Source organism: Nonomuraea mesophila, assembly GCF_004352805.1.
GTDB lineage: Bacteria > Actinomycetota > Actinomycetes > Streptosporangiales > Streptosporangiaceae > Nonomuraea > Nonomuraea longispora.
Genome location: NZ_SMLD01000171.1, coordinates 1 through 19827, shown reverse-complemented (window position 1 = coordinate 19827; position 19827 = coordinate 1). Strand labels below are relative to the sequence as shown.

General features: G+C 72.1%; 17 protein-coding genes. 8 read left to right on the top strand and 9 right to left on the bottom strand.

Translation table 11 applies throughout. From position 1 onward, the window contains the following. Positions 1-225: 225 nt before the first annotated feature. Together ligA and E1295_RS39485 are read right to left on the bottom strand one after the other, a co-directional pair. A complete protein-coding gene (ligA, locus tag E1295_RS39490) occupies positions 226-2436 on the bottom strand; it encodes an NAD-dependent DNA ligase LigA (protein WP_132638990.1) in 2211 nt (736 codons plus the stop codon). A 312-nt stretch (positions 2437-2748) separates the two neighbouring features. Next, on the bottom strand, positions 2749-3750 hold the full coding sequence (locus E1295_RS39485; RefSeq protein WP_132638988.1) for a methionine synthase: 1002 nt from the start codon (positions 3748-3750) through the stop codon (positions 2749-2751). Between the two features lie 24 nt (positions 3751-3774). Between E1295_RS39485 and E1295_RS39480 the strand changes: the two genes are divergently transcribed. Next, positions 3775-4407, top strand: coding sequence for an MBL fold metallo-hydrolase (locus tag E1295_RS39480; RefSeq protein WP_132638986.1), 633 nt, complete (start codon positions 3775-3777; stop codon positions 4405-4407). Here E1295_RS39480 and mnmA read toward each other — a convergent pair. Further along, a complete protein-coding gene (gene mnmA, locus E1295_RS39475; protein ID WP_181958113.1) occupies positions 4400-5458 on the bottom strand; it encodes a tRNA 2-thiouridine(34) synthase MnmA in 1059 nt (352 codons plus the stop codon). The two genes, E1295_RS39480 and mnmA, sit on opposite strands and share 8 nt — an antisense overlap. A gap of 151 nt (positions 5459-5609) precedes the next feature. Here mnmA and E1295_RS39470 point away from each other — a divergent pair, with 151 nt between their 5' ends. Next, entirely contained in the window at positions 5610-6662 is a 1053-nt protein-coding gene (locus tag E1295_RS39470) for a DUF695 domain-containing protein (protein WP_132638984.1), read from the top strand. Between the two features lie 124 nt (positions 6663-6786). Here E1295_RS39470 and E1295_RS39465 read toward each other — a convergent pair whose 3' ends face one another. Next, on the bottom strand, positions 6787-7995 hold the full coding sequence (locus E1295_RS39465; RefSeq protein ID WP_220449117.1) for a cysteine desulfurase family protein: 1209 nt from the start codon (positions 7993-7995) through the stop codon (positions 6787-6789). 62 nt (positions 7996-8057) lie between these two features. Between E1295_RS39465 and E1295_RS39460 the strand changes: the two genes are divergently transcribed. The 6 genes from E1295_RS39460 to E1295_RS39435 all read left to right on the top strand — a co-directional run bounded on the left by E1295_RS39460 (position 8058) and on the right by E1295_RS39435 (position 14043). Then, complete coding sequence (locus E1295_RS39460) at positions 8058-8570, top strand: TetR/AcrR family transcriptional regulator (protein ID WP_132638980.1); 513 nt, start codon at positions 8058-8060, stop codon at positions 8568-8570. 203 nt (positions 8571-8773) lie between these two features. Continuing rightward, entirely contained in the window at positions 8774-9970 is a 1197-nt protein-coding gene (locus E1295_RS39455; protein WP_132638978.1) for an MFS transporter, read from the top strand. A gap of 194 nt (positions 9971-10164) precedes the next feature. Continuing rightward, positions 10165-11064: an ABC transporter ATP-binding protein gene (locus E1295_RS39450; protein ID WP_132638976.1), complete on the top strand. Its 900-nt coding sequence runs from the start codon at positions 10165-10167 to the stop codon at positions 11062-11064. Further along, positions 11061-11825, top strand: coding sequence for a hypothetical protein (locus E1295_RS39445; RefSeq protein ID WP_132638974.1), 765 nt, complete (start codon positions 11061-11063; stop codon positions 11823-11825). The genes E1295_RS39450 and E1295_RS39445 overlap by 4 nt, the downstream gene beginning before the upstream one ends. A gap of 23 nt (positions 11826-11848) precedes the next feature. Further along, positions 11849-12550, top strand: a complete 702-nt coding sequence (locus E1295_RS39440) for a response regulator transcription factor (protein ID WP_132638972.1) — start codon at positions 11849-11851, stop codon at positions 12548-12550. Beyond that, positions 12547-14043, top strand: coding sequence for a sensor histidine kinase (locus E1295_RS39435; RefSeq protein ID WP_132638970.1), 1497 nt, complete (start codon positions 12547-12549; stop codon positions 14041-14043). The genes E1295_RS39440 and E1295_RS39435 overlap by 4 nt, the downstream gene beginning before the upstream one ends. 11 nt (positions 14044-14054) lie before the next feature. On the opposite strand, the gene E1295_RS39430 is transcribed toward E1295_RS39435, so the two are convergent. From E1295_RS39430 to E1295_RS49365, 5 genes are all read right to left on the bottom strand, one after another. Further along, positions 14055-15008 carry an electron transfer flavoprotein subunit alpha/FixB family protein gene (locus E1295_RS39430; RefSeq protein ID WP_132638968.1) on the bottom strand — a complete coding sequence of 318 codons (954 nt, stop codon included), beginning with the start codon at positions 15006-15008 and terminating at the stop codon, positions 14055-14057. Positions 15009-15029: 21 nt separating this feature from the next. Further along, a complete protein-coding gene (locus E1295_RS39425) occupies positions 15030-15809 on the bottom strand; it encodes an electron transfer flavoprotein subunit beta/FixA family protein (RefSeq protein WP_132638966.1) in 780 nt (259 codons plus the stop codon). Between the two features lie 241 nt (positions 15810-16050). Next, positions 16051-17268: a serine/threonine-protein kinase gene (locus E1295_RS39420; protein ID WP_132638964.1), complete on the bottom strand. Its 1218-nt coding sequence runs from the start codon at positions 17266-17268 to the stop codon at positions 16051-16053. Positions 17269-17303: 35 nt separating this feature from the next. Next, the gene (locus E1295_RS39415; protein WP_132638962.1) at positions 17304-19121 is read right to left on the bottom strand and encodes a serine/threonine-protein kinase; all 1818 of its coding nucleotides are present in this window, start codon (positions 19119-19121) and stop codon (positions 17304-17306) included. 16 nt (positions 19122-19137) lie between these two features. Next, the coding region (locus tag E1295_RS49365) for a hypothetical protein (protein ID WP_220449115.1) at positions 19138-19827 on the bottom strand (690 nt) is incomplete at its 5' end.

The window sequence follows — 19827 nt, the reverse complement described above, 5'->3', positions numbered from 1 at the left end:
CCCTAGGGCTCGGGCCGCCCCACCCCGCAAGAACCCGGCCGGCCCGTCCGCGGGGCGGAACACGACCGTCGAAGCCGCCACTGAACCCCGCTCGCCCACGCGGAGACAGCACGGAAACGTCGCGGAGACCGCCCGGCAACCCAGGGACCACCCGAAGTCCGCGCGGAGATCGCCTTGAAGCCGCGCGAACCCCGCCCCGCCCGAGTCCGCGGTCTTCGTGGAAGGTCAGGACTCCGGTGAGGTGGCGGCCTCTGCGGCGGCCTCCGGGCCTTCGTTCAGGAGGATCTCGAACCCCTCGGCGTCGAGGACCGGCACCCCAAGGTCGACTGCCTTGTCATACTTCGACCCTGCGTTGTCGCCTGCGATCACGAACGACGTCTTCTTCGACACCGACGACGCCACCTTGCCGCCCCTGTCGGTCAGCTCGGCGGCGGCCGAGTCGCGGGTGTAGCCCTCCAGTGTGCCGGTCACCACGAATGTCAGCCCCTGCAAGGTCTGCGGGCCCTTCTCGGGGGCCGGCTCGTCCTCCATGCGGACCCCGGCAGCCCGCCACCGGTCGATGATCTCGCGGTGCCAGTCGACCGCGAACCACTCCCGGATCGTGGCCGCGACCCGGGGCCCGATGCCTTCGACCGCGGCCAGTTCCTCCTCCGAAGCGTTCATGATCGCGTCGATCGATCTCATGGAGTCGGCCAGGGCGCGTGCCGTGGGCGGGCCGATGTGCCTGATCGACAGGGCGACCAGCACCTGCGCGAGCGGCACCTGCTTGGCGCGTTCGAGCTCCTCGATGAGCTGCAGCGCGTTCTGGCTGGGCTCGCCGTTGATGTTGGAGAAGAAGGAGACGACCTTCTGCTCCCCCGTCTTCGGGTCAATCTTGGGCAGGCCGGTGTCGGGGTCGCGGACCACCGACTTGATCGGGATCAGCTGGTCGAGCGTCAGGTCGAACAGGTCGGCCTCGGTGCGCACTACGGGTTGCTGCGGCGGCAGGGGCTGGCTGAGCGCCGTGGCCGCGACATAGCCGAGGCCGTCGATGTCGAGCGCGCGGCGCCCGGCCGCGAAGTAGATGCGCTCGCGGATCTGGGCAGGGCAACCGCGCGCGTTGGGGCAGCGCAGGTCGGCGTCGCCCTCCTTCTCGTAGGCCAGCGTGGTGCCGCACTCCGGGCAGTGCGTCGGCATGACGAACTCCCGCTCGGACCCGTCGCGCAGCGCCGCCACCGGCCCGACGATCTCGGGGATGACATCGCCCGCCTTACGCAGCACCACGGTGTCGCCGATGAGCACGCCCTTCTTGGCCACGACGGCCGCGTTGTGGAGCGTGGCGCGCTCGACGGTCGAGCCCGACACCACGACCGGCTCCATCACGCCGTAGGGGGTGACGCGGCCGGTGCGCCCGACGCCCACCTGGATGTCGAGCAACTTGGTGTTGACCTCCTGCGGCGGATATTTGAAGGCGATCGCCCAGCGCGGAGCACGCGAGGTGGAGCCGAGCTCGCGCTGCGTGCGGAAGTCGTCGACCTTGACGACCACCCCGTCGATCTCGTACGGCGGGTCGTGGCGGTGCGCGCGGTAGTGCTCGATGAACTCGTTGATCTCGGTGGGGCCCGGCACCACGCGGTAGAGATCGCTGACCGGCAGCCCGAACTCGCGCAGCCGTTCGTAGACCTCCGACTGCGCCCGCGGCTCGGTCGCGCCCTCCCAGACGCCGATGCCGTGCACCAGCATGCGCAGCGGGCGCTGCGCCGTGATGCGCGGGTCCTTCTGCCGCAGCGTGCCGGCCGCGGAGTTGCGCGGATTGGCGAACGGCGGCTTGCCCTGCTCGACGAGCTGCTCGTTGAGCACCTTGAAGTCATCGACCGGGATGTAGACCTCACCGCGCACCTCGACCAGGCTCGGCACGTCGTCGCCCTTGAGCCGGTGGGGCACCCCCTGGATGGTGCGCACGTTGGCCGTCACGTCGTCACCCGTGCGCCCGTCGCCTCTGGTGGCGGCGCGCTCCAGCTTGCCGTCGCGGTAGACCAGCGCGATCGCCAGCCCGTCGATCTTCAGCTCGCACAAGTAGGGGCCCGGATCGCCCTCGGCCAGCCGCTCGGCGCGCGCCTGCCAGGCCGCCAGGTCGGCGTCGTTGAAGACGTTGTCGAGGCTCTCCATCCTGGCCAGGTGGCGCACCTTGGCGAAGTCGCCGCTGACCGGAGCCCCCACCTGCTGGGTGGGCGAGCCGGGCGTCTGGAGCGACGGATGCGCCTCCTCCAGCGCCAGCAACTCCCGGAACCACTCGTCGAACTGCGCGTCGCTGACCGTGGGCTGATCGAGAACGTAGTAGCGCCAGCGGGCCTCGTCGACCAGCTCGCTCAGCTCGGCATGCCGCTTCAGCGCGGACACCGGCACCCCGGCGACCTCAGTGGATGGCTCGCCCACGGCCTCTCCTTCCGTCAACATTCTGAGCAAACGCTACCGCTCGGCACTGACAGAAAAGTCACCTGTGCACGCTCCTTTAGACCGCCGTGAAAGTGCGCGATCCTCCAGGTCGGGCGGGCTCCTCTACGCGCCTCGCACTCCTCTTTCTGAGAGCGCCGCCGGTCCTCCTGAGAGTGCCGCCGGCGCGGCGCCCGGACCTGTGTACGCCCGCCAGAACGTCCACGCGACGCCCGCTCGACGCATGGACGTTCGCGACCGGTCCGCCGGCCCACCACCCGGCGAACATTCACGACCAGTCCGCCCGCCCACCGCCCGGCGAACGTTCGTGGGCGATCAGCCGGCCTGCCGCCCGTTCGCGGGGTCGTCCCTGAGCACCTGGGCCGCCTTCTCGCAGGCGGCCAGCGCCGCCCGTGCGTACCTCGGCGTGGCCCCCGCCAGCCCGCACGCGGGAGTCAGCACCACCTGCGTCGCCAGCCGGTCGGGCGCGAACCCCAGCCGCCGCCACAACTCCACCGCGGGCCCGGCGACCGCCGCCGGGCCGGGCAGCCGGGTCTCCGTGCCCGGGACCACGCCCATGAACAGCACCATCCCGGCCTCGAAGAGCTCGCCCAGGGTGTCGTCGTCCCTGCGCCGCAGGAGTGAGGCGTCGACGGAGACGCCGCGTACCCCCGCCGACCGCAGCAGGGCGAAAGGCACAGAAGGCGCGCAGCAGTGCACCACGGGAGCGTCGAAGAGGCGCAGCGACTCCTCCACCTTCCACCCCTCCACCGCGGCCAGCCGCCCGAACCCCGAGGCGGTCGGCACCGTGCCGGCCAGCACCCCCGGCAGCCCCGGCTCGTCGAGCTGCAGCACGATCTCCGTCACCCCGGGCAGCCGCCGCCGCACCTCCGCGCAGTGGTCCGCGACCCCCTGGGCCAGCGACGCCGTCAGATCGCGTACGGCCCCCGCGTCGGCGAGCAGCTTGTCGCCGTGCTTCAGCTCGATGGCGCCGGCCAGCGTCCACGGACCGCACGCCTGCAGCTTGAGCGGCCCCGCGTAGTCGTGCGCGATCTCCTCCAGGCCGTCGAGATCGCGGCGCATGTGGTCGAGAGCCCGCTGGTGGTCGCGCCCCGGACGGTCGCTCAACCGCCAGCCGGACGGCTGCACCTCGACCGGCAGGTCGATGAGCAGCCCCGCGGTACGCCCGACCATGTCGGCGCCGACGCCCCTGGCGGGCAGCTCGGGCAGGTAAGGGAGCCCGGGCACCTCGCCGAAGACGACTCTGATCGCCTCAAGATGATCCTCGCCGGGATGCGAGCCGATTCCGGTGGCCTGCCACATGGGCACAGTAGACATGGGGTCAAGCGTAGGCTCTGCCGTATGAAGATCAGTAAATACGAGCACGCGTGCGTCCGCGTGGAGAAGGACGGCAAGGTCCTGGTGATCGACCCGGGCACGTTCAGCGAGGGCCCCGTTCTTGAGGGCGCGGACGCCGTCCTCATCACTCACGAGCACTTCGACCACGTCGACGTCGGCAAGCTGCGGGCGGCCTCGCCCGACCTGGAGATCTGGACGTGCGAGGCGGTCGCCGCCGAGCTGACGGACGTGCCGGCCAAGGTTCAGGTCGTACGCCATGGCGACGCCTTCGAGACGGCCGGCTTCGGGGTGAAGGTGTTCGGCGAGTGGCACGCGCTGAACCACCCCGACATCCCCATCGTGCAGAACGTCGGCTTCATGCTCGACGACGCGCTCTTTTACCCCGGCGACGCCCTGACCGTGCCCGGAGTGGACGTGCCGACGCTGCTGGTGCCGACAAACGCGCCCTGGCTGAAGCTCGTGGAGATGGTCGGCTATCTGCGCGAGGTGCGCCCGGGACGCGCGTTCTCCACCCATGACGGCCTGATCAATGCCAGGGGCCTCGCGGTGGTGGACAACTGGCTCAAGGTGGAGGGCGACAAGCAGGGCGCCGAGATACGCCGGATGGAGGTCGGCGAGTCGGTCACCCTCAGCTAGCGGAGAGGATCGTCGCCGAGCCGATCACCGTGGCGCCGGAGTAGAGGACGGCGGCCTGCCCGGCCGCGACCCCAGTGGCCGGGCGGTCGAGGTCGATGCGGAGCCCGCCGTCCGCCTCCTCGAACCGGCAGCCGTAGACCTCTCCGTGGGCGCGCAGCTGCACGGTCAGGTCGTCGAAGCGGGACGGGCCGTTCCAGACCGGGGCGCCGCAGGTGATGGAGGTGACCTCGAGCGCCGCGCGCGGCCCCACCGTGACGGTGTTGGAGACCGGCTCGATCGACAGGACGTAACGCGGCCTGCCGTCGGGGGCCGGGCGGTCGATGCGCAGGCCCTTGCGCTGGCCGATCGTGAAGCCGTGGGCGCCCTGGTGGCTGCCGACGACGGCGCCCTCCTGGTCGACGATCGGGCCCTCGGCCGCGCCGAGCCGCTCGGACAGGAAGCCGCGCGTGTCGCCGTCGGCGATGAAGCAGATGTCGTGGCTGTCGGGCTTGTCGGCGACCGTCAGCCCGCGCCGGGCGGCCTCCTCGCGCACCTCGGCCTTGGTCGAGTCGCCCAGGGGGAAGATGGCGTGGCCGAGCTGCTCGCGGGTGAGCACCCCGAGCACGTAGGACTGGTCCTTGCCCTGGTCGGCGCTCCTGGACAGAACCCCGTCGACCAGCCTGGCGTGGTGGCCGGTGGCGACCGCGTCGAAGCCCAGGGCCAGCGCCCGGTCGAGCACCGCGGAGAACTTGATCTTCTCGTTGCAACGCAGGCACGGGTTGGGCGTGCGGCCCGCGGCGTATTCGGACACGAAGTCCTCGATCACGTCGCGCTGGAACCGCTCGGCCATGTCCCAGATGTAGAAGGGGATGCCGATCACGTCGGCGGCCCGCCGCGCGTCGCGAGAGTCCTCGATCGTGCAGCAGCCCCGCGCCCCCGTGCGGTGGGATTGGGGGTTGGCGGAAAGAGCGAGGTGCACACCAGTGACGTCGTGACCGGCCTCGGCGATCCGAGCGGCGGCCACGGCGGAGTCGACGCCGCCCGACATGGCGGCAAGCACACGCAATCCCATGACCTTCTCAGCGTACTGTCCGTACGGGAGTGCGCGACCATGTGCACGCCCAAGTCCGCGGCCATGTCCGCGACCATGTGCACGCCCAAGTGCGCGGCCATGTGCGCGGCCATGTGCGCGATCGGGTCCGGGGTCTGCGAGGATTCAGCGCATGCGACTGTTCGGGCGCAAGGACGAAGAGGAAGAGGCCGGCGGGCAGGACGAGGCCATCGCCGGGTTCTGGACGTGGTGGCAGGAGACCAGGCCCCGGCTCGACGCGCTGGTGGCCGAGGGCGAGGCGGCGGGGCTGGAGGAGTGGCTGGCTCCGGCGGTCTCCGCGATCCATCCCGAGCTGGTCTGGGAGGTGGCGCCCGGCAGGCAGGCGGCGCACGCCCTCGTGGTGACCGCGGCGGGCGACGCCGAGCTGCGCCCGCTCGCCCACCGCTGGGCCAGGGCCGCGCCCGAGGCCGACCTGCTGTGGGAGTTTCACCCGTCGAGACAGGCCAATCCGCAGGCCGCCGAACTCACCATCGAGGTGGGCGGCTACGCGTTCGCGCTCGACAAGCTGATGCTCGGGCTGCGGGTGCCGCGCAACCAGCCGAGGGTCGACGTGGCCGCCTACCACCCGATCTTCGCCGAGCTCGACGAGGAGGCCAGGATGGAGGCCACGCTGCTGGCCCTCGACTGGCTGCTCGGCGAGGACGACGTCGCCAGGTGGGTGGGCGAGATCACCCCGGCCACGTTCCAGCCGATCGACGCCGTGGCCGCCGTGCACCTGCCGGCCGTGGTCGCCGACGTGGCCTCCGGCTACGCGGAGGACGAGTGGGCGCTGCTCCAGGGCCAGACCGCGACCGGCGTGCCGCTCATCGCCACGGTCCGCCATCCGCTGCGCCCCGTCGACCACCCGCTCTGCGACCAGCACATCGCGATCACGCTGCCGTACGCGCACCGTGACGAGAACGGCCTGCCGGTCGACGGCTCGCTGGAGGCGCTGCGCGACTTCGAGGAACGCCTGGCGGCCCGCCTGCTCAAGCTGGGTGACGACGCGGTGCTGGCCGCGCACCTGAGCACCGAGGGGCACCGGATCATCCACGTCTACGCCGATCCGACCGGTGACGCCGCGATCCACGCCAAGGAGCTGATCGTGAGCTGGGAGGAGGGCGAGCCCCGCGTCGACGTGGCCGCTGACCCTGGCTGGACGGCCCTGGCACCGTTCCTCACCTGACGCCGACGGGACCCGGGACCGCTGCGGCGCCGTTCCTCGCCTGACAGCTGGGTGGACGGTCAGTCAGCCGTAGCCGGCGCGGCGGGGAGGGTGACAGCCCAGGCCGGCGCGGCGAGGCGGGTGGTCAGCCGAGGCCGGCGCGGCGGGCGCGTTCGACGGCGGCGGGCAGCACCTCGATCAGGCGGTCGACGTCGTCGCGCGTCGAGGTGTGCCCGAGGGTGAACCTGAGCGAGCCGCGCGCCGCCGCCGCGTCGGCGCCCATCGCCAGCAGCACGTGCGACGGTTGCGCGACGCCGGCCGAGCAGGCCGACCCGGTCGAGCACTCCACGCCCTTGGCGTCGAGCAGCATGAGCAGCGCGTCGCCCTCGCAGCCGGGGAAGGAGAAGTGGGCGTTGCCCGGCAACCGCCCCGGCGAGACCTCGGGGCGTCCGCCCGACGCGGAGGCGCCCTCCTGGAGGGCCCGGCCGGGGTCGCCGTTGAGCACGACGTCGGGGACGGCCGCGCGTACGCGCTCGATCAGCTCGTCGCGCAGCGACGTCAGGCGGCGGTTCAGGGCCGCCTGCTCCTTCACCGCGGTGGTGACGGCCGCGGCGAGCCCCGCAATGGCGGGGGCGTCGAGCGTGCCGGAGCGTACGTCGCGCTCCTGACCGCCGCCGTGCTGCACGGAGACCGGCGTCAGCCCTCGGGCCAGCAGCAGCGCGCCTGCGCCCATCGGGCCGCCGATCTTGTGGCCGGTCAGCGTGAGCGCGTCGACCCCCGACTCGGCGAACGACACGGGCAGCTGCCCCACCGCCTGGACGGCGTCGGTGTGGAACGGGACGCCGTGCTCCCGGGCGACGGCGGCCAGCTCGCGCACCGGCTGGACGGTGCCGACCTCGTTGTTGGCCCACATGACGCTGACCATGGCGACGTCGCCGGGGTCGCGTTCGATGGCGGCGCGCAGGGTCTCGGGACGGACGCGGCCGTGCTCGTCGACCTCGAGCAGCTCGACCTCGGCGCCCTGGCTGTCGGCCAGCCACTGGGCCGGGTCGAGCGCGGCGTGGTGCTCCACGGAGCTGAGCAGCACGCGTCTGCGGGGGCGGCGTGCCCAGTAGAATCCCTTGATGGCGAGGTTGTCCGCCTCGGTGCCACCCGAGGTGAACACGACCTCGCTGGGCCGCGCCCCCAGCGCGTCGGCGATCGTCTCGCGTGACTCCTCCACCACTCTGCGCATCCGGCGCCCGGCGCCGTGCAGCGAGGAAGCGTTTCCCACCTGTTGGAGCTGAACCGTCATGGCCTCGATCGCTTCAGGCAGCATCGGGGTGGTGGCTGCATGATCAAGATAGGCCGACAGTCTGGTCACGCGTTCAGGGTATCTCGTTTGCGACTGTACCGTCCGGACGGTACAGTAGAGGCATGCGAAGGGACGAGCTTTTGGACGCGGCGGAGGAGCTCCTCTGCGACCAGGGTTCGACCGCGCTCACCCTGGCCGCGGTGGCGGACCGGGCGGGCGTCAGCAAGGGTGGCCTGCTCTATCACTACGCCTCCAAAGAAGCCCTGATCAAGGGCATGGTGGAGCGCCTGATCGACGACTTCGACGAGCTCATGGCCGCCCAGCCCGACGAGAGCTACACCGAGCGCTATCTGGGCGCGACCCTGGCCGCCGTACGATCGGGCAGGTTGCGACGATGGGCGGTCGTCACCGGCGCGTCGGGCAATCTGCTCATGCTCGCGCCGCTGCGCGAGGCGATGTCGCGATGGCATCGCGAGGAGCTGGGCGAAGAGCCCGATCCGCTGGCGGCCCAGATCGTGCGGCTGGCGTGTGAGGGGCTCTGGGACGTGGCGAGCCACGATCCGCGGCTCAACACGGACGCCGATCTCCAGGCCCTGGAGGGCCGCCTCAGGGCGCTGCTCAAACCTCCCGCCTGAGCCCCCGGCCCGCCCGCGGGCGGCCGATCCCCGCGCGAAACCACGCGCCGACTCCGTTCGACACCCCTGCTCACGGGCCCTTCACGGTCCGGCCGAGCCGGGGCTTTTCCCCTGTGGTGAGCGACCCCGCTCGCCCTCCCCTGCCTGGACGCCCGTGCGTCCGGAACCCCTGGAAACAACGACTCTGTGTGAGGTGTGGCCTTATGACCCGCGAGCTGAGGGGTGCCCGTTACGGGGCGGTCCTCACCTTTGTCCTTGCCGGCCTGATGGTGGGCACGATGACCGTGCGCATCCCCGCCCTGACCGACAAGCTGGCCCTGTCCGAGGCCATGGTCGGGACAATCCTGCTGGCATGGGGGCTGGGCGCTCTGGTGACCATGCAGTCCATGCGGCGCATCATGGCACGCGCGGGCAGCAGGGCGGTTCTGCGGATCGGTAGCCCGCTGACGGCACTCGGCCTGGTGGCCGTGGCGCTCTCCCCCAACCTGCCGCTGTTCATGGTGGCCGTCGTGCTCTTCGGCATGGCCTTCGGCGTCATGGACGTCGCCATGAACGCCCAGGGCTCCACCGTCGAGCAGGCCTACGGGCGGCCGCTGATGAACGGCATGCACGCCGGCTGGTGCGTCGGCGCCATCTCCGCCGGAGCCCTGGGCAGCCTGGCCATCGCCGCCGGCCTGCCGTTCACCGCCAACGTGGCGCTGGTCGGCCTGGTCGCGCTGCCCGTCACCGTGCTGGTCGGCCGTACGCACCTGCCCGAGCTCCCGTCCACCGGCATCGGGCCGGCGGGCCGGCGCCGCATGCCGCCGGTCGTCTACCTGCTCGGCGCGATCATGTTCTTCGCGTTCATGGTCGAGGGCACGGTCGCCGACTGGAACGGTCTCTACATGCGCAACGAACTCGGCGCGCCCGAGGCCCTGGCGGCGCTCGGCTACCCCGTCTTCGAGACCGGCATGCTGGCCGCCCGGCTGACCGGCGACCGGCTGCGGGCCAGGTTCGGGGTACGCGGCATGCTGACCGTCTCCGGCGTGGCCACGACCGGCTTCTTCGCCGCCGTACTGATCGCGCCGGCGGCCCTGGTGGCGGTGGCGGCGATGTTCTTCGTCGGGCTCGGCGTGGCGACGATCTCACCCCTGACGATGTCGCTGGCCGGCACCGCGACCGGCACGCCCGGGCCCGCGATCGCCCAGGCGGGGGCCATGGGGTACGCGGGCCTGCTGCTGGGGCCCGTGGTGATCGGCTTCCTGTCGGACGCCACCTCGTTGCGTACGGCGCTCGTCGTCGCGGTCGTGCTCGGCGTGCTGATCGCGCTGGCCTCCCGGCTGCTCCCGCGCGAGGAGCGCGCCCCGGTCACCCCGCTGCCCGTCAGGGAGCCCGCCGAGGCCGCCGAGGCCGCCGCCTGAGCGGCAGGCTCGTACCTGTCCCGCTACCCCACCATGAGCCGGCCGCCCGTCTCAGGCGGGCGCCGGCGTGACTGGGAGTTCTCTGTGGATCCCGGCGGGAGCGCCGCCCACCCGCACGTGGCGGCGCCCCCGCTCACAGAGAACTCACAGATCCGCTCAGAGCGCCTCCAAACAGGCGACGCAGGGTGGGTCGCATGATTCGGCTCACCGCACTGACCAAACGGTACGGCGACGTGGTCGCCGTGGACGATCTCACCTTCACCGTACGGCCCGGGCTCGTCACCGGCTTCCTGGGCCCGAACGGCGCGGGCAAGACCGCGACCATGCGCATGATCCTCGGCCTCGACCTGCCCACGTCGGGCTCCGCCACGATCGACGGCCGCCCGCACCGTGACCTGCGGCACCCGCTGCGCGTGATCGGGTCGCTGCTGGACGCGCAGGCCGTGCACCCGCAGCGCACCGCGTACAGACACCTGCTCTACCTGGCGCAGAGCAACTCCATCCCGGCCGGCCGGGTCGCGGAGGTGCTGGCGCTGGTCGGGCTCTCCGACGTGGCGGGCAGGAAGGCGGGCGGGTTCTCGCTGGGCATGAGCCAGCGGCTGGGCATCGCCGCCGCCCTGCTCGGCGACCCGCCGGTCGTGGTGCTCGACGAGCCGGTCAACGGCCTCGACCCGGAGGGGGTGCGGTGGATCCGCACGCTGATCCGGGGTCTGGCCGCCGAGGGGCGTACGGTGCTGGTCTCCAGCCACCTCATGTCGGAGATGGCCATGACCGCCGACCGCCTGGTGGTCATCGGCAAGGGCCGGCTCATCGCCGAGGCGGAGATCGGCGAGTTCACGGAGGCCGGTTCGACCGTGCTCGTCCGTACGCCGCAGGCCGCCGCCTTCTCCCGGCGGCTGGAGTTGTCGGGCGCGCACGTACAGGCGGGCGACGAGAACGAACTGCTGGTCACCGGCATGACCGCGCCCGACGTGGGGCGGCTGGCGGCGGCGGAGGGCGTGCCGCTGTTCGAGCTCACCCAGCGGCGCGTGTCTCTGGAGGACGCGTTCATGGAGCTCACCCGCGACAGCGTCGAGTACGGAGCCGCCCGATGACCGGCGCGGGGGTGCTCAGGGCGGAGTGGACGAAGTTCAGCAGCGTCAGGGCCACGATGGTGCTGGCGGCGGCGAGCATCGCCGTCGCGGCGGCGTTCGGGATGTTGTTCGGCAACGCCACCGCCACGGACTACGCGGCGGCCACGGCGCAGGAGCGGCTCGACTTCGAGCTGCTGATGGAGAGCATGCGCGGGCTGTACCTTGTGCAGTTGCCGATCGCGGGGCTGGGCGTGCTGGTCGCCTCGTCGGAGTACGGGGCGGGCACCATGCGGGCCAGCCTGGCCGCCGTGGGCAGGCGCGGCCACCTGCTCGCCGCCAAGGCGGGGCTGACGGCGCTGGTCGCGTTGCCGGTGAGCGTGGCCGCGGTGTGGCTGATGTACGCGACCGCCCAGAGCACGCTGGCCGCGGCCGGGGCACCGTACCTGACACCAGGGGAGCCGGACGTGCTGCGGCTGTTGCTGACCGGGCCGCTCGTGCTGACGGCGCTGGCGTTGTTCGGGCTGGCGCTGGGTTTCCTGCTGCGCGGTACGGCCCCCGCCGTCAACGTCAGCACCACCTTCCTGCTGATCCCCATGCTCGCCTCGGTCGCGCCCGAGGTCGTGGGCGACTTCATCGGCCTCTACTGGCCCAACGCGACCGCCTTCCGGACGGCCTTGGGGATGGCGCCGCTGCCGGAGTGGGCGGGTTACGGGCTGCCGGCCGCGTTCGTGGCGGCCATGCTGGCGGCGGCGTTCGTACACTTCAAGAACCACGATGCCTGACCCACGACGGTAGGAGGTGTCACGTGGGCGAACGGCTGCTCGTGGTCGACGACGAGCCGACGGTCAAGGAGCTGCTGTCGGCGACGCTGCGCTTCGCCGGTTTCACCGTGACCTCGGCGGAGACGGGCGCGCAGGCGTTGGAGGCGGCCAGGCGGGACCCGCCCGACCTGGTGCTGCTCGACGTGATGCTGCCCGACCTCGACGGCTTCGAGGTGCTGCGCAGATTACGTGGGTTACCCAGGGCCGGCGGCCGGCCAGGCCCGGTGCCGGTGCTGTTCCTGACGGCCCGCGACACCGCGGCCGACAAGATCAACGGGCTCCGGCTGGGCGGCGACGACTACGTGACCAAGCCGTTCGACCTGGAGGAGTTGCTGGCCCGCATCAGGGCCGTGCTCCGGCGTACGGGGGTGACCGCCGACGACAGCACGCTCGTGGTCGGCGATCTCGAACTGGATCCCGACGGGCACCAGGTGACCAGGGCGGGGCGGCCCGTACGCCTGTCGCCGACGGAGTTCCGGCTGCTGCACCACCTGATGCTCCACGCGGGACGGGTGCTGCCCAAGCCGGAGATCCTGCAACAGGTGTGGCGCTACGACTTCGCCGGCGACACCAGCATCGTCGACACGTACGTCAGCTATCTGCGCCGCAAGCTCGACACCGGCGGCCCGAAGCTGATCCACACCGTGCACGGCGTCGGCTACGTGCTGCGTAAGCCGAAGCAATGACCGGACGGTGGTCGTTGCGCGCCCGGCTGCTGGCGATCGCGGTCGCGCTGCTGGTCGCCGGGCTGATGGCGATGAGCTCGATCGTCGTACGGGAGCTGAGACAGCAGCTCCTGGGCCGCGTGGACGCGCAGCTCGCCCCCCTCAGCCTGGTGCTCTCCGCCATCCCGCCCGGCTACGTCGACGCCATCCGGCGCAGGGCCGCCGAGTCGCCCTTCGGCCGCTGGCCCGCGGACCTGGGCGAGCAGGAGCTCGAGCGGCTCGACCTGGTCAGGAAGGGGATGGTGCAGCTCGATCTGACGGAGTCGCGCTACGCGGTCTACCTGTCCGCCGGCGGGACCATGTCCCGCACGCTGGGCCCGGCGGACGGGCCGGGGCCGGACCGTCTGAAGGCCGCCGTCGCGACGGCCCGCGCGGGCGAGCCGTTCACGGTGGCCGGCGCGGGCGGCGGGGAGTGGCGGGTGGTGGTGCGGCCGTACGCCGCGGGCGGGAGCGGCTCCGCGACCCTCGTGGTGGTCACGTCGCTCGGCGAGACGAACGCGACGGTCAACCGGGTCCGGCTCGCCTGCCTGGTCGGCGGGACGGTGCTGCTCATCGTGCTGGCGCTGGCGGGCGGGTTCGCGATCAGGGCGGGGCTCGCCCCGCTGCGCCGTGTGGAGGAGACCGCGGCGGCCATCGCCGGCGGCGACCTGACCAGGCGCGTCCCCGAGCCCGCCGCCCAGGACACGGAGGTCGGGCGTCTGGCGCGCTCGCTCAACACGATGCTCGCCCAGATCGAGCAGGGGGTCGCGGCGAAGGTGGACTCCGAGGCGCGGATGCGCCGGTTCGTCGCGGACGTCAGCCACGAGCTGCGCACCCCGCTGTTCGGCATCAAGGGCTTCTCCGAGCTGTACCGCATGGGTGGCACGGCGGCCGAGCCCGCGCTGGCCCGCATCGAGAGCGAGTCGGGACGGCTGGCCCGGCTGGTGGAGGACCTGCTGCTGCTCGCGGGACTCGACGAGGACGACGGCCCCGCGCTCGACCTCACCCCGATGGACCTGCGTACCCTGGCCGCCGACGCCCGGCACGACTTCGCCGCGCTCGACCCGTCCAGGCCGATCGCCTTCACCGGGCCGGACGGCGGGGCGGCGGCGAGCGCTCCCGTGCTGGGCGACGAGGCCCGGCTGCGGCAGGTGGTCAGCAACCTCGTCGGCAACGCCGTCACCCATACGCCGCGGGGCACGCCGGTGAGGGTGGGGGTCGGCACTGAGGGGTCCGAGGCGGTGCTGGTCATCTCGGACGAGGGTCCGGGGCTGGCCGCGGAGGAGGTGGAGCGGGTGTTCGACCGCTTCTACCGGGCCGACGGCTCACGCGCGCGGGCGACCGGCGGGGCGGGGCTGGGGCTGGCGATCGTACGTTCCATCGTCACCGCCCACGGAGGCCGGGTGGAGGTTCGCTCCGCGCCCGGCGAGGGAGCGGCCTTCCACGTGCGCCTCCCGGCCCATCGCGAGCAGTGACTCCGCGAGCCCTACTTGCGCTTGGTGACCTCTTCGGTGAGCTGCGGGACGACCTGGTGCAGGTCGCCGACGACGCCGTAGTCGGCCAGCTCGAAGATCGGCGCCTCGGGGTCCTTGTTGATCGCGACGATGGTCTTCGCGGTCTGCATGCCCGCCCGGTGCTGGATCGCGCCCGAGATGCCGGCCGCGATGTAGAGCTGCGGCGAGACCGTCTTGCCCGTCTGCCCCACCTGGAACTGGTGGGGGTACCAGCCCGCGTCGGTGGCGGCGCGGGAGGCGCCGACGGCGGCGCCGAGCGCGTCGGCCAGGCCCTCGATGACCGAGAAGTTCTCGGCCGAGCCCACGCCGCGCCCGCCGGAGACGACGATCGCGGCCTCCGTCAGCTCCGGCCTCGCGCCCTTCTCCTGCTTGACCCGCTCGACGACGCGGGCCGCCTTGGCGGCGTCGGTCAGCGCGACCGTCACCTCCTCCTCGGCTCCAGCGCCCTGGGCCGGCTCGGGGGCGGTGGAGTTGGGGCGTACGGCGACGATGGGTGTGCCCCTGCGCACCCGGGAGTGCACGTTGACGCCGCCGCCGAAGATGGACTGGTCGGCCACGAAGCCCTCACCCAGGCCCACGGCGTCGGTGATGACGCCGGAGTCGGTCTTGACGGCCAGCCGGCCGGCGACCTCCTTGCCCTCGGCGGTGGCGGCCACGAGCACGGCGGCGGGCGACTTGGCGGCGACGAGCTGGGCCAGCAGCTCGGCCTTGGGCGCCACGACGTGGTCGACGATGTCGCTCGACCCGGCGACGTAGATCGTCTCCGCGCCGTATTCGGCGAGCCTGTCCTTGGCCCCGGGGGTGATGCCCGGGCCCGCCCAGACGGCGGCGGGCGTGCCGAGGGAGCGGGCCAGGGTCAGCAGTTCGAGCGTGACCTTCTTGACCTCGCCTTCGACCTGCTCGACGAGAACGAGAATTTCCGACATATCAGTTGTTCTCTCCCGTGCTCAGATGAACTTCTTGGAGGCCAGGAACTCGGCGGCCTTGGCACCGCCGTCGCCCTCGTCCTTGACGATCGTGCCGGCGGCGCGCGGGGGCGCGGGGGCGAAGTCGACCACCTCGGACCAGGCGGCGGCCAGGCCGACCTGCGCGGGGTCGATGGAGGCGTCGCCGATGGCGAGCGTCTCGACCGGCTTCTTCTTGGCCGCCATGATGCCCTTGAACGACGGGTAGCGCGGCTCGTTGATCTTCTCGACCACGGACACGACGGCCGGCAGCGTGGCCTCGACCCGGTCGTAGCCGTAGTCGGTGAGGCGCTGGACGGTGATGGACGTGCCGTCGACGTCGACCTTGTTGGCCAGCGTCAGCTGCGGCGCGCCGAGGCGCTCGGCCAGCATGGCGGCCAGCACGCCGGTGCGCGCGTCGGTGGACTCGGAGCCCAGGACGACCAGGTCGAACCCGATCTTGTTGAGCACCTGGGCCATCGCGTACGAGGTGGACAGGGCGTCGGAGCCGTGGAGCGCGTCGTCGCTGAGATGGACGGCCTTGTCGGCTCCCATGGCCAGCGCCTTGCGGATGGTCTCGGTGGCCTTGGCGGGGCCCATGGAGAGCACGGTCACCTCGCCACCGTGGGCCTCCTTGAGCTTCAGTGCCTCCTCGACCGCGTATTCGTCGAGCTCGTTGACCACGCCGTCGGCGGCGTCGCGGTCGAGCGTGTTGTCATCGGACCGCAGCTTGCGCTCGGTCGCCGTGTCGGGGACCTGCTTCACGCAGACGACGATGTTCATGGCCGGTGGCCGACCTCCCGTGTTCGCGTGCGCCACCGCCTCACTGCGGTGGGCGCCGAATGCAATGCTGTCCAGACTGCCAGGTGCCCGCCGGGCTCCCGACAGAGGGTGTGCCATGGTCTGGCGTTATGTTACCCATGAGTAGTTGGTGTGCAACCGCCGGGTGGGGGCGGCCGGCGAGGGGATCCCGCCGGCTCCACCTTACCGAACTTCATTCTGTTCCTTGTCCGGGGGACGAGGATCACGCCGACAACAGGAACACGATCCCCACCACCAGGGCCGTGCCCGCGAACAACGCCAGCGTGAACGTGCTGAACACCGCCGCCAGCCCGAAACAGAGCCCGACCGCCCCGGCCACACTGACCATATCCGTGACGACCCGGCGCCGCCGATAGAGGCCGCGCGTGAAAAGCGCCACCCCCGCGTCGGACACCACACCCAGCGAGTACGCCGCCAGCAGGAACAGCGCCACCTCGGGCAGCGTCTCCTCGGCGGCGGCCGCCAGCAGCGCCACGAACAGCCCCGAGCCGATCACCCACCGCCTGCGCACCTTCTCCCTGTGCCGCGCCCGCGACTCCTCCACGGACCGCTGGGGGCGCTCCTTGCCCGGCCGCCACTCCCTCGTGCTCGTGTCGTCGGCGGCGCGTGAGCGGGCCGCCGACGGGTGCGCCAGGGCGCGGGGCACGTGGGAGACGGGCGCCACATCGAGCCTGGCGCAGATCTGCGCGGCCGTGGGCCGCGCAGCGGGATCGGTGGACAGGCACTCCGCTAACAGCGGCTCCAGCCGGCCCGGCACACCTTCCAGGTCGGGCGCGTGGTGCACGACCCGGTAGGCGACCGCCGACGCGGGCCCCTGCCCGTACGGCTGCCGCCCCGTCGCCGCGTACGCGAGCGTCGCCCCGAACGAGAACACGTCGGCCTCCGGGCCGGCGCTCCTGCCCTCCAGCACCTCGGGAGCCAGGTAGCCGGGCGTGCCCACCACCGCGCCCGAGGCCGTGACGGACAACGAGTCGAGGGCGCTGGCGATGCCGAAGTCGATGACGACGGGCTGCCCCTCGGTCATCATCACGTTGGCCGGCTTGAGATCGCGGTGCACCACGCCCGCCTCGTGCATGGCGAGCAGCGCGTCGGCCAGCCCGTGGGCCAGCAGGCGCAGGTCGGCGACGGGCACGGGCACCGCGCTGAGCGGCCGGCCCTGGACGTAGCGGGTCACCAGGTAGGGGCGCGAACCTTCGAGCGAGGCGTCCAGCACCTCGGCCACGTGCGGCCCGCCGACCCTGCGCATGGTCTCGACCTCGCGCGCCAGCCTGGCCAGCGCGCCGCCGTCGGCCGCGACATGCGGATGCAGCACTTTGACGGCGACCGTGCGTCCCTCGGCGTCGAGCGCCAGGTGCACCTCACCGAATCCACCGGCCCCGAGCCGGGAAAGGAGCTCATACGGACCGAGCCTGTCGCCCATACTTCTTCTCTCCCCCCGGGAGCCCGCGGGGACACTCAGTTCCAGGGAGTGAGGAACCCCAGCCCGAGCCCGTCGAGCAAGCTGTCGATCATTCCGGTGATCAGGCCCACCGTGGTCTGCCTGGCGTCGCTCGCCAGGTCTTCGATCACGGTCTCCGGCGCCCGCCACGGCGCCCACACCGCCTCCTGGCCCAGCGCGAACATGACCGCGAACAACGCCGCCGTGCCCACTAGCACGACCGCGACCAGCGCGGCTCCCGGGCTGCGCAGCACGCCGGTGAGCGTACGGGTGACCGCCTTGCGCGGGGCGCCGCCGCCGGGCAACACGAACAGGCCCGCCACGAACGCGCCCGCGGCGTAGGACGCCGCCAGGTTGACGCTCATCTGGCCGACCCAGTGGAGCATGCCCCAGACGCACACCCCGAACAGCAGCGCCAGCGGCACGTGCACCGCCGACACGAGCGCGGACTTGACCAGCGCCCACGGCGTGCCCACCACGACGAGCCACGGGTCGGCCGCGCTGCTCCCCCGCAGCTGGCGGCGCTTGACCAGGTCGCCGAAGAGGTATTCGCCGATGCGCAGCACCAGCACGATCGCGACGGCGATCGCGCCCACCATGACCGGCAACATCACGGTCAGCGCGACCAGGGTGACCAGCATGAGCAGCCCCACGAACTGGCTGCCGAACAGGTATTTCTTCCGCTCGGACGGCGGAGTGTACGTCTGCGGCTGGGGCGGCGGCGGGTAGGGCCTGGCCTGCGCGGCAGCGGTGGGCCGCGGCGCCGCGTAGCCCGCCACGTGCTGGTCGGGACGTGGCGCGGGCGGCCGGGCGGAGACCGGCGCGGGCACGTAGGGCGGCGGCCGTTCCTCGCGCCGCGGCGGCGCCTCGTCGTAGCGGGTGGGCGGGTCGGCACGACGCTGGGGCTCAGGCGGCGCACCGTATTCGACCGGCGGCAGCAGGTCGGAGAACGTGTCCATGGTCCGGGTGCGGTTGCGGTTGCCCACGCGCTTGGTGCCCGTCGGGCCGTCGAACGAGGCCTCGTTGAACGTGGTCACCGACGGGTCGAGCGCCTTGGCCATCCGCAGCAGTTCCTGCGCGTCGGGCCGGGCCGACGGGTCGACCTGCAGCGCGCGGGTGAGCCAGCCGCGCAGCCACACGGGCGCCTTGTCGATCTGCGCCCGCCCTTCCATGATGTTGAAGCAGACCGCCTCGAACGTACCGGTGCCGAACGGCGGCGCCCCCGTCGCCGCGAAGAACACCGTCGAGGCCATCGCGTGCACGTCGGCCGCCTGGGTGATCTCGGAGTCACGGATGATCTCGGGCGCGAGATAGCCGGGTGTTCCGACGAACATGCCGGTCTGGGTGAGCCTGGTGGCGTTCACCAGGTGGGCGATGCCGAAGTCGATGACGAGCGGGTCGCCGTCGACGAGCATCACGTTGGACGGCTTGAAGTCGCGGTGGATCACGTCGGCCGCGTGAATGGCCACCAGAGCCCTGCAGAGCCCCTGGGCGAGCCTGATGAGGTCGCGCGCCTCCAGCGGGCCCTCGCCCAGGACGGTGTCCTCCAGCGTGCGGCCGGGCGCGAAGCGGGTGACGACGTAGGGCTGACCGCCGACGAGCTCGGCGTCGATCACCTCGGCCACGTGCGGGCTGCGCACCCGGCGCATGGTCTCGACCTCACGGGTCAGCCGGTCGCGCGCCTTGAGGTCGGCGGCCACGTGCGGATGGAGCACCTTGATCGCGACCTCGCGGCCGTCACCGTCGAGACCGAGGTGGACGACCCCCATGCCTCCTTCGCCGATCTTCCTGACCAGCCGGTATGGGCCGAGGCGCTCTGGTGCCTGGGTGTTCATCGCCACCTTCCCCGCGTCATCCTCCGGAATTCCCCCTCAGACTTTCGAGCTGCTTCACCACTGGATCGACGTTCAGCGGAGTCCATACGGCCCCCTTTGGCTTGTCCCCGAACGTGCCGTAGGCGAGGATCAGCGAGAGCGCGGCACCCGCCGCGAGAACTCCTGCCATCACCATCGCCGCTGTCCTCGAGGGTACGAGCGATGAGAGCGTTCTGCGCATCTGCCGGCCCGGTCCTTCGACCCCCGGACCGGCGCACACGGTCCACAGGGCGATCGCGGCGCCCCACGCCAGGGCGTAGGACGGGTCCATCCTGGCGACCACGGTGAGCAGCAGCGTCACCGGCAGTCCCAGGATGACGGCGTAGAGCAGCAGAGCCAGCGTGATGCCCGCCGACTTTGCGAGTTCTTTGGGAAGGGAGAGCACCCTGACCACGTCGAGCGCCGCCGCGCCCGCGGCCCGGCGCGCCATCAGCGTGGGCTGCGCCAGGTCGGCCGCCCGCAGCAGCACCGCGACCGGGATCGCCAGCACCGCCACCAGCACGGGCGCGAGCACGGCCGCCACGATCATGATGACGAGCAGCATGGCGCTCGCCACGCCGTAGGCCCTGGAACGCTGCAGCACCTTTCCCGGCGACACGGCCGGGATGAAGGGCTCACGCTTCGTGGGGGCGGGCTGGTAGTGGGGCTGCACCGGGATGTAGGGCGG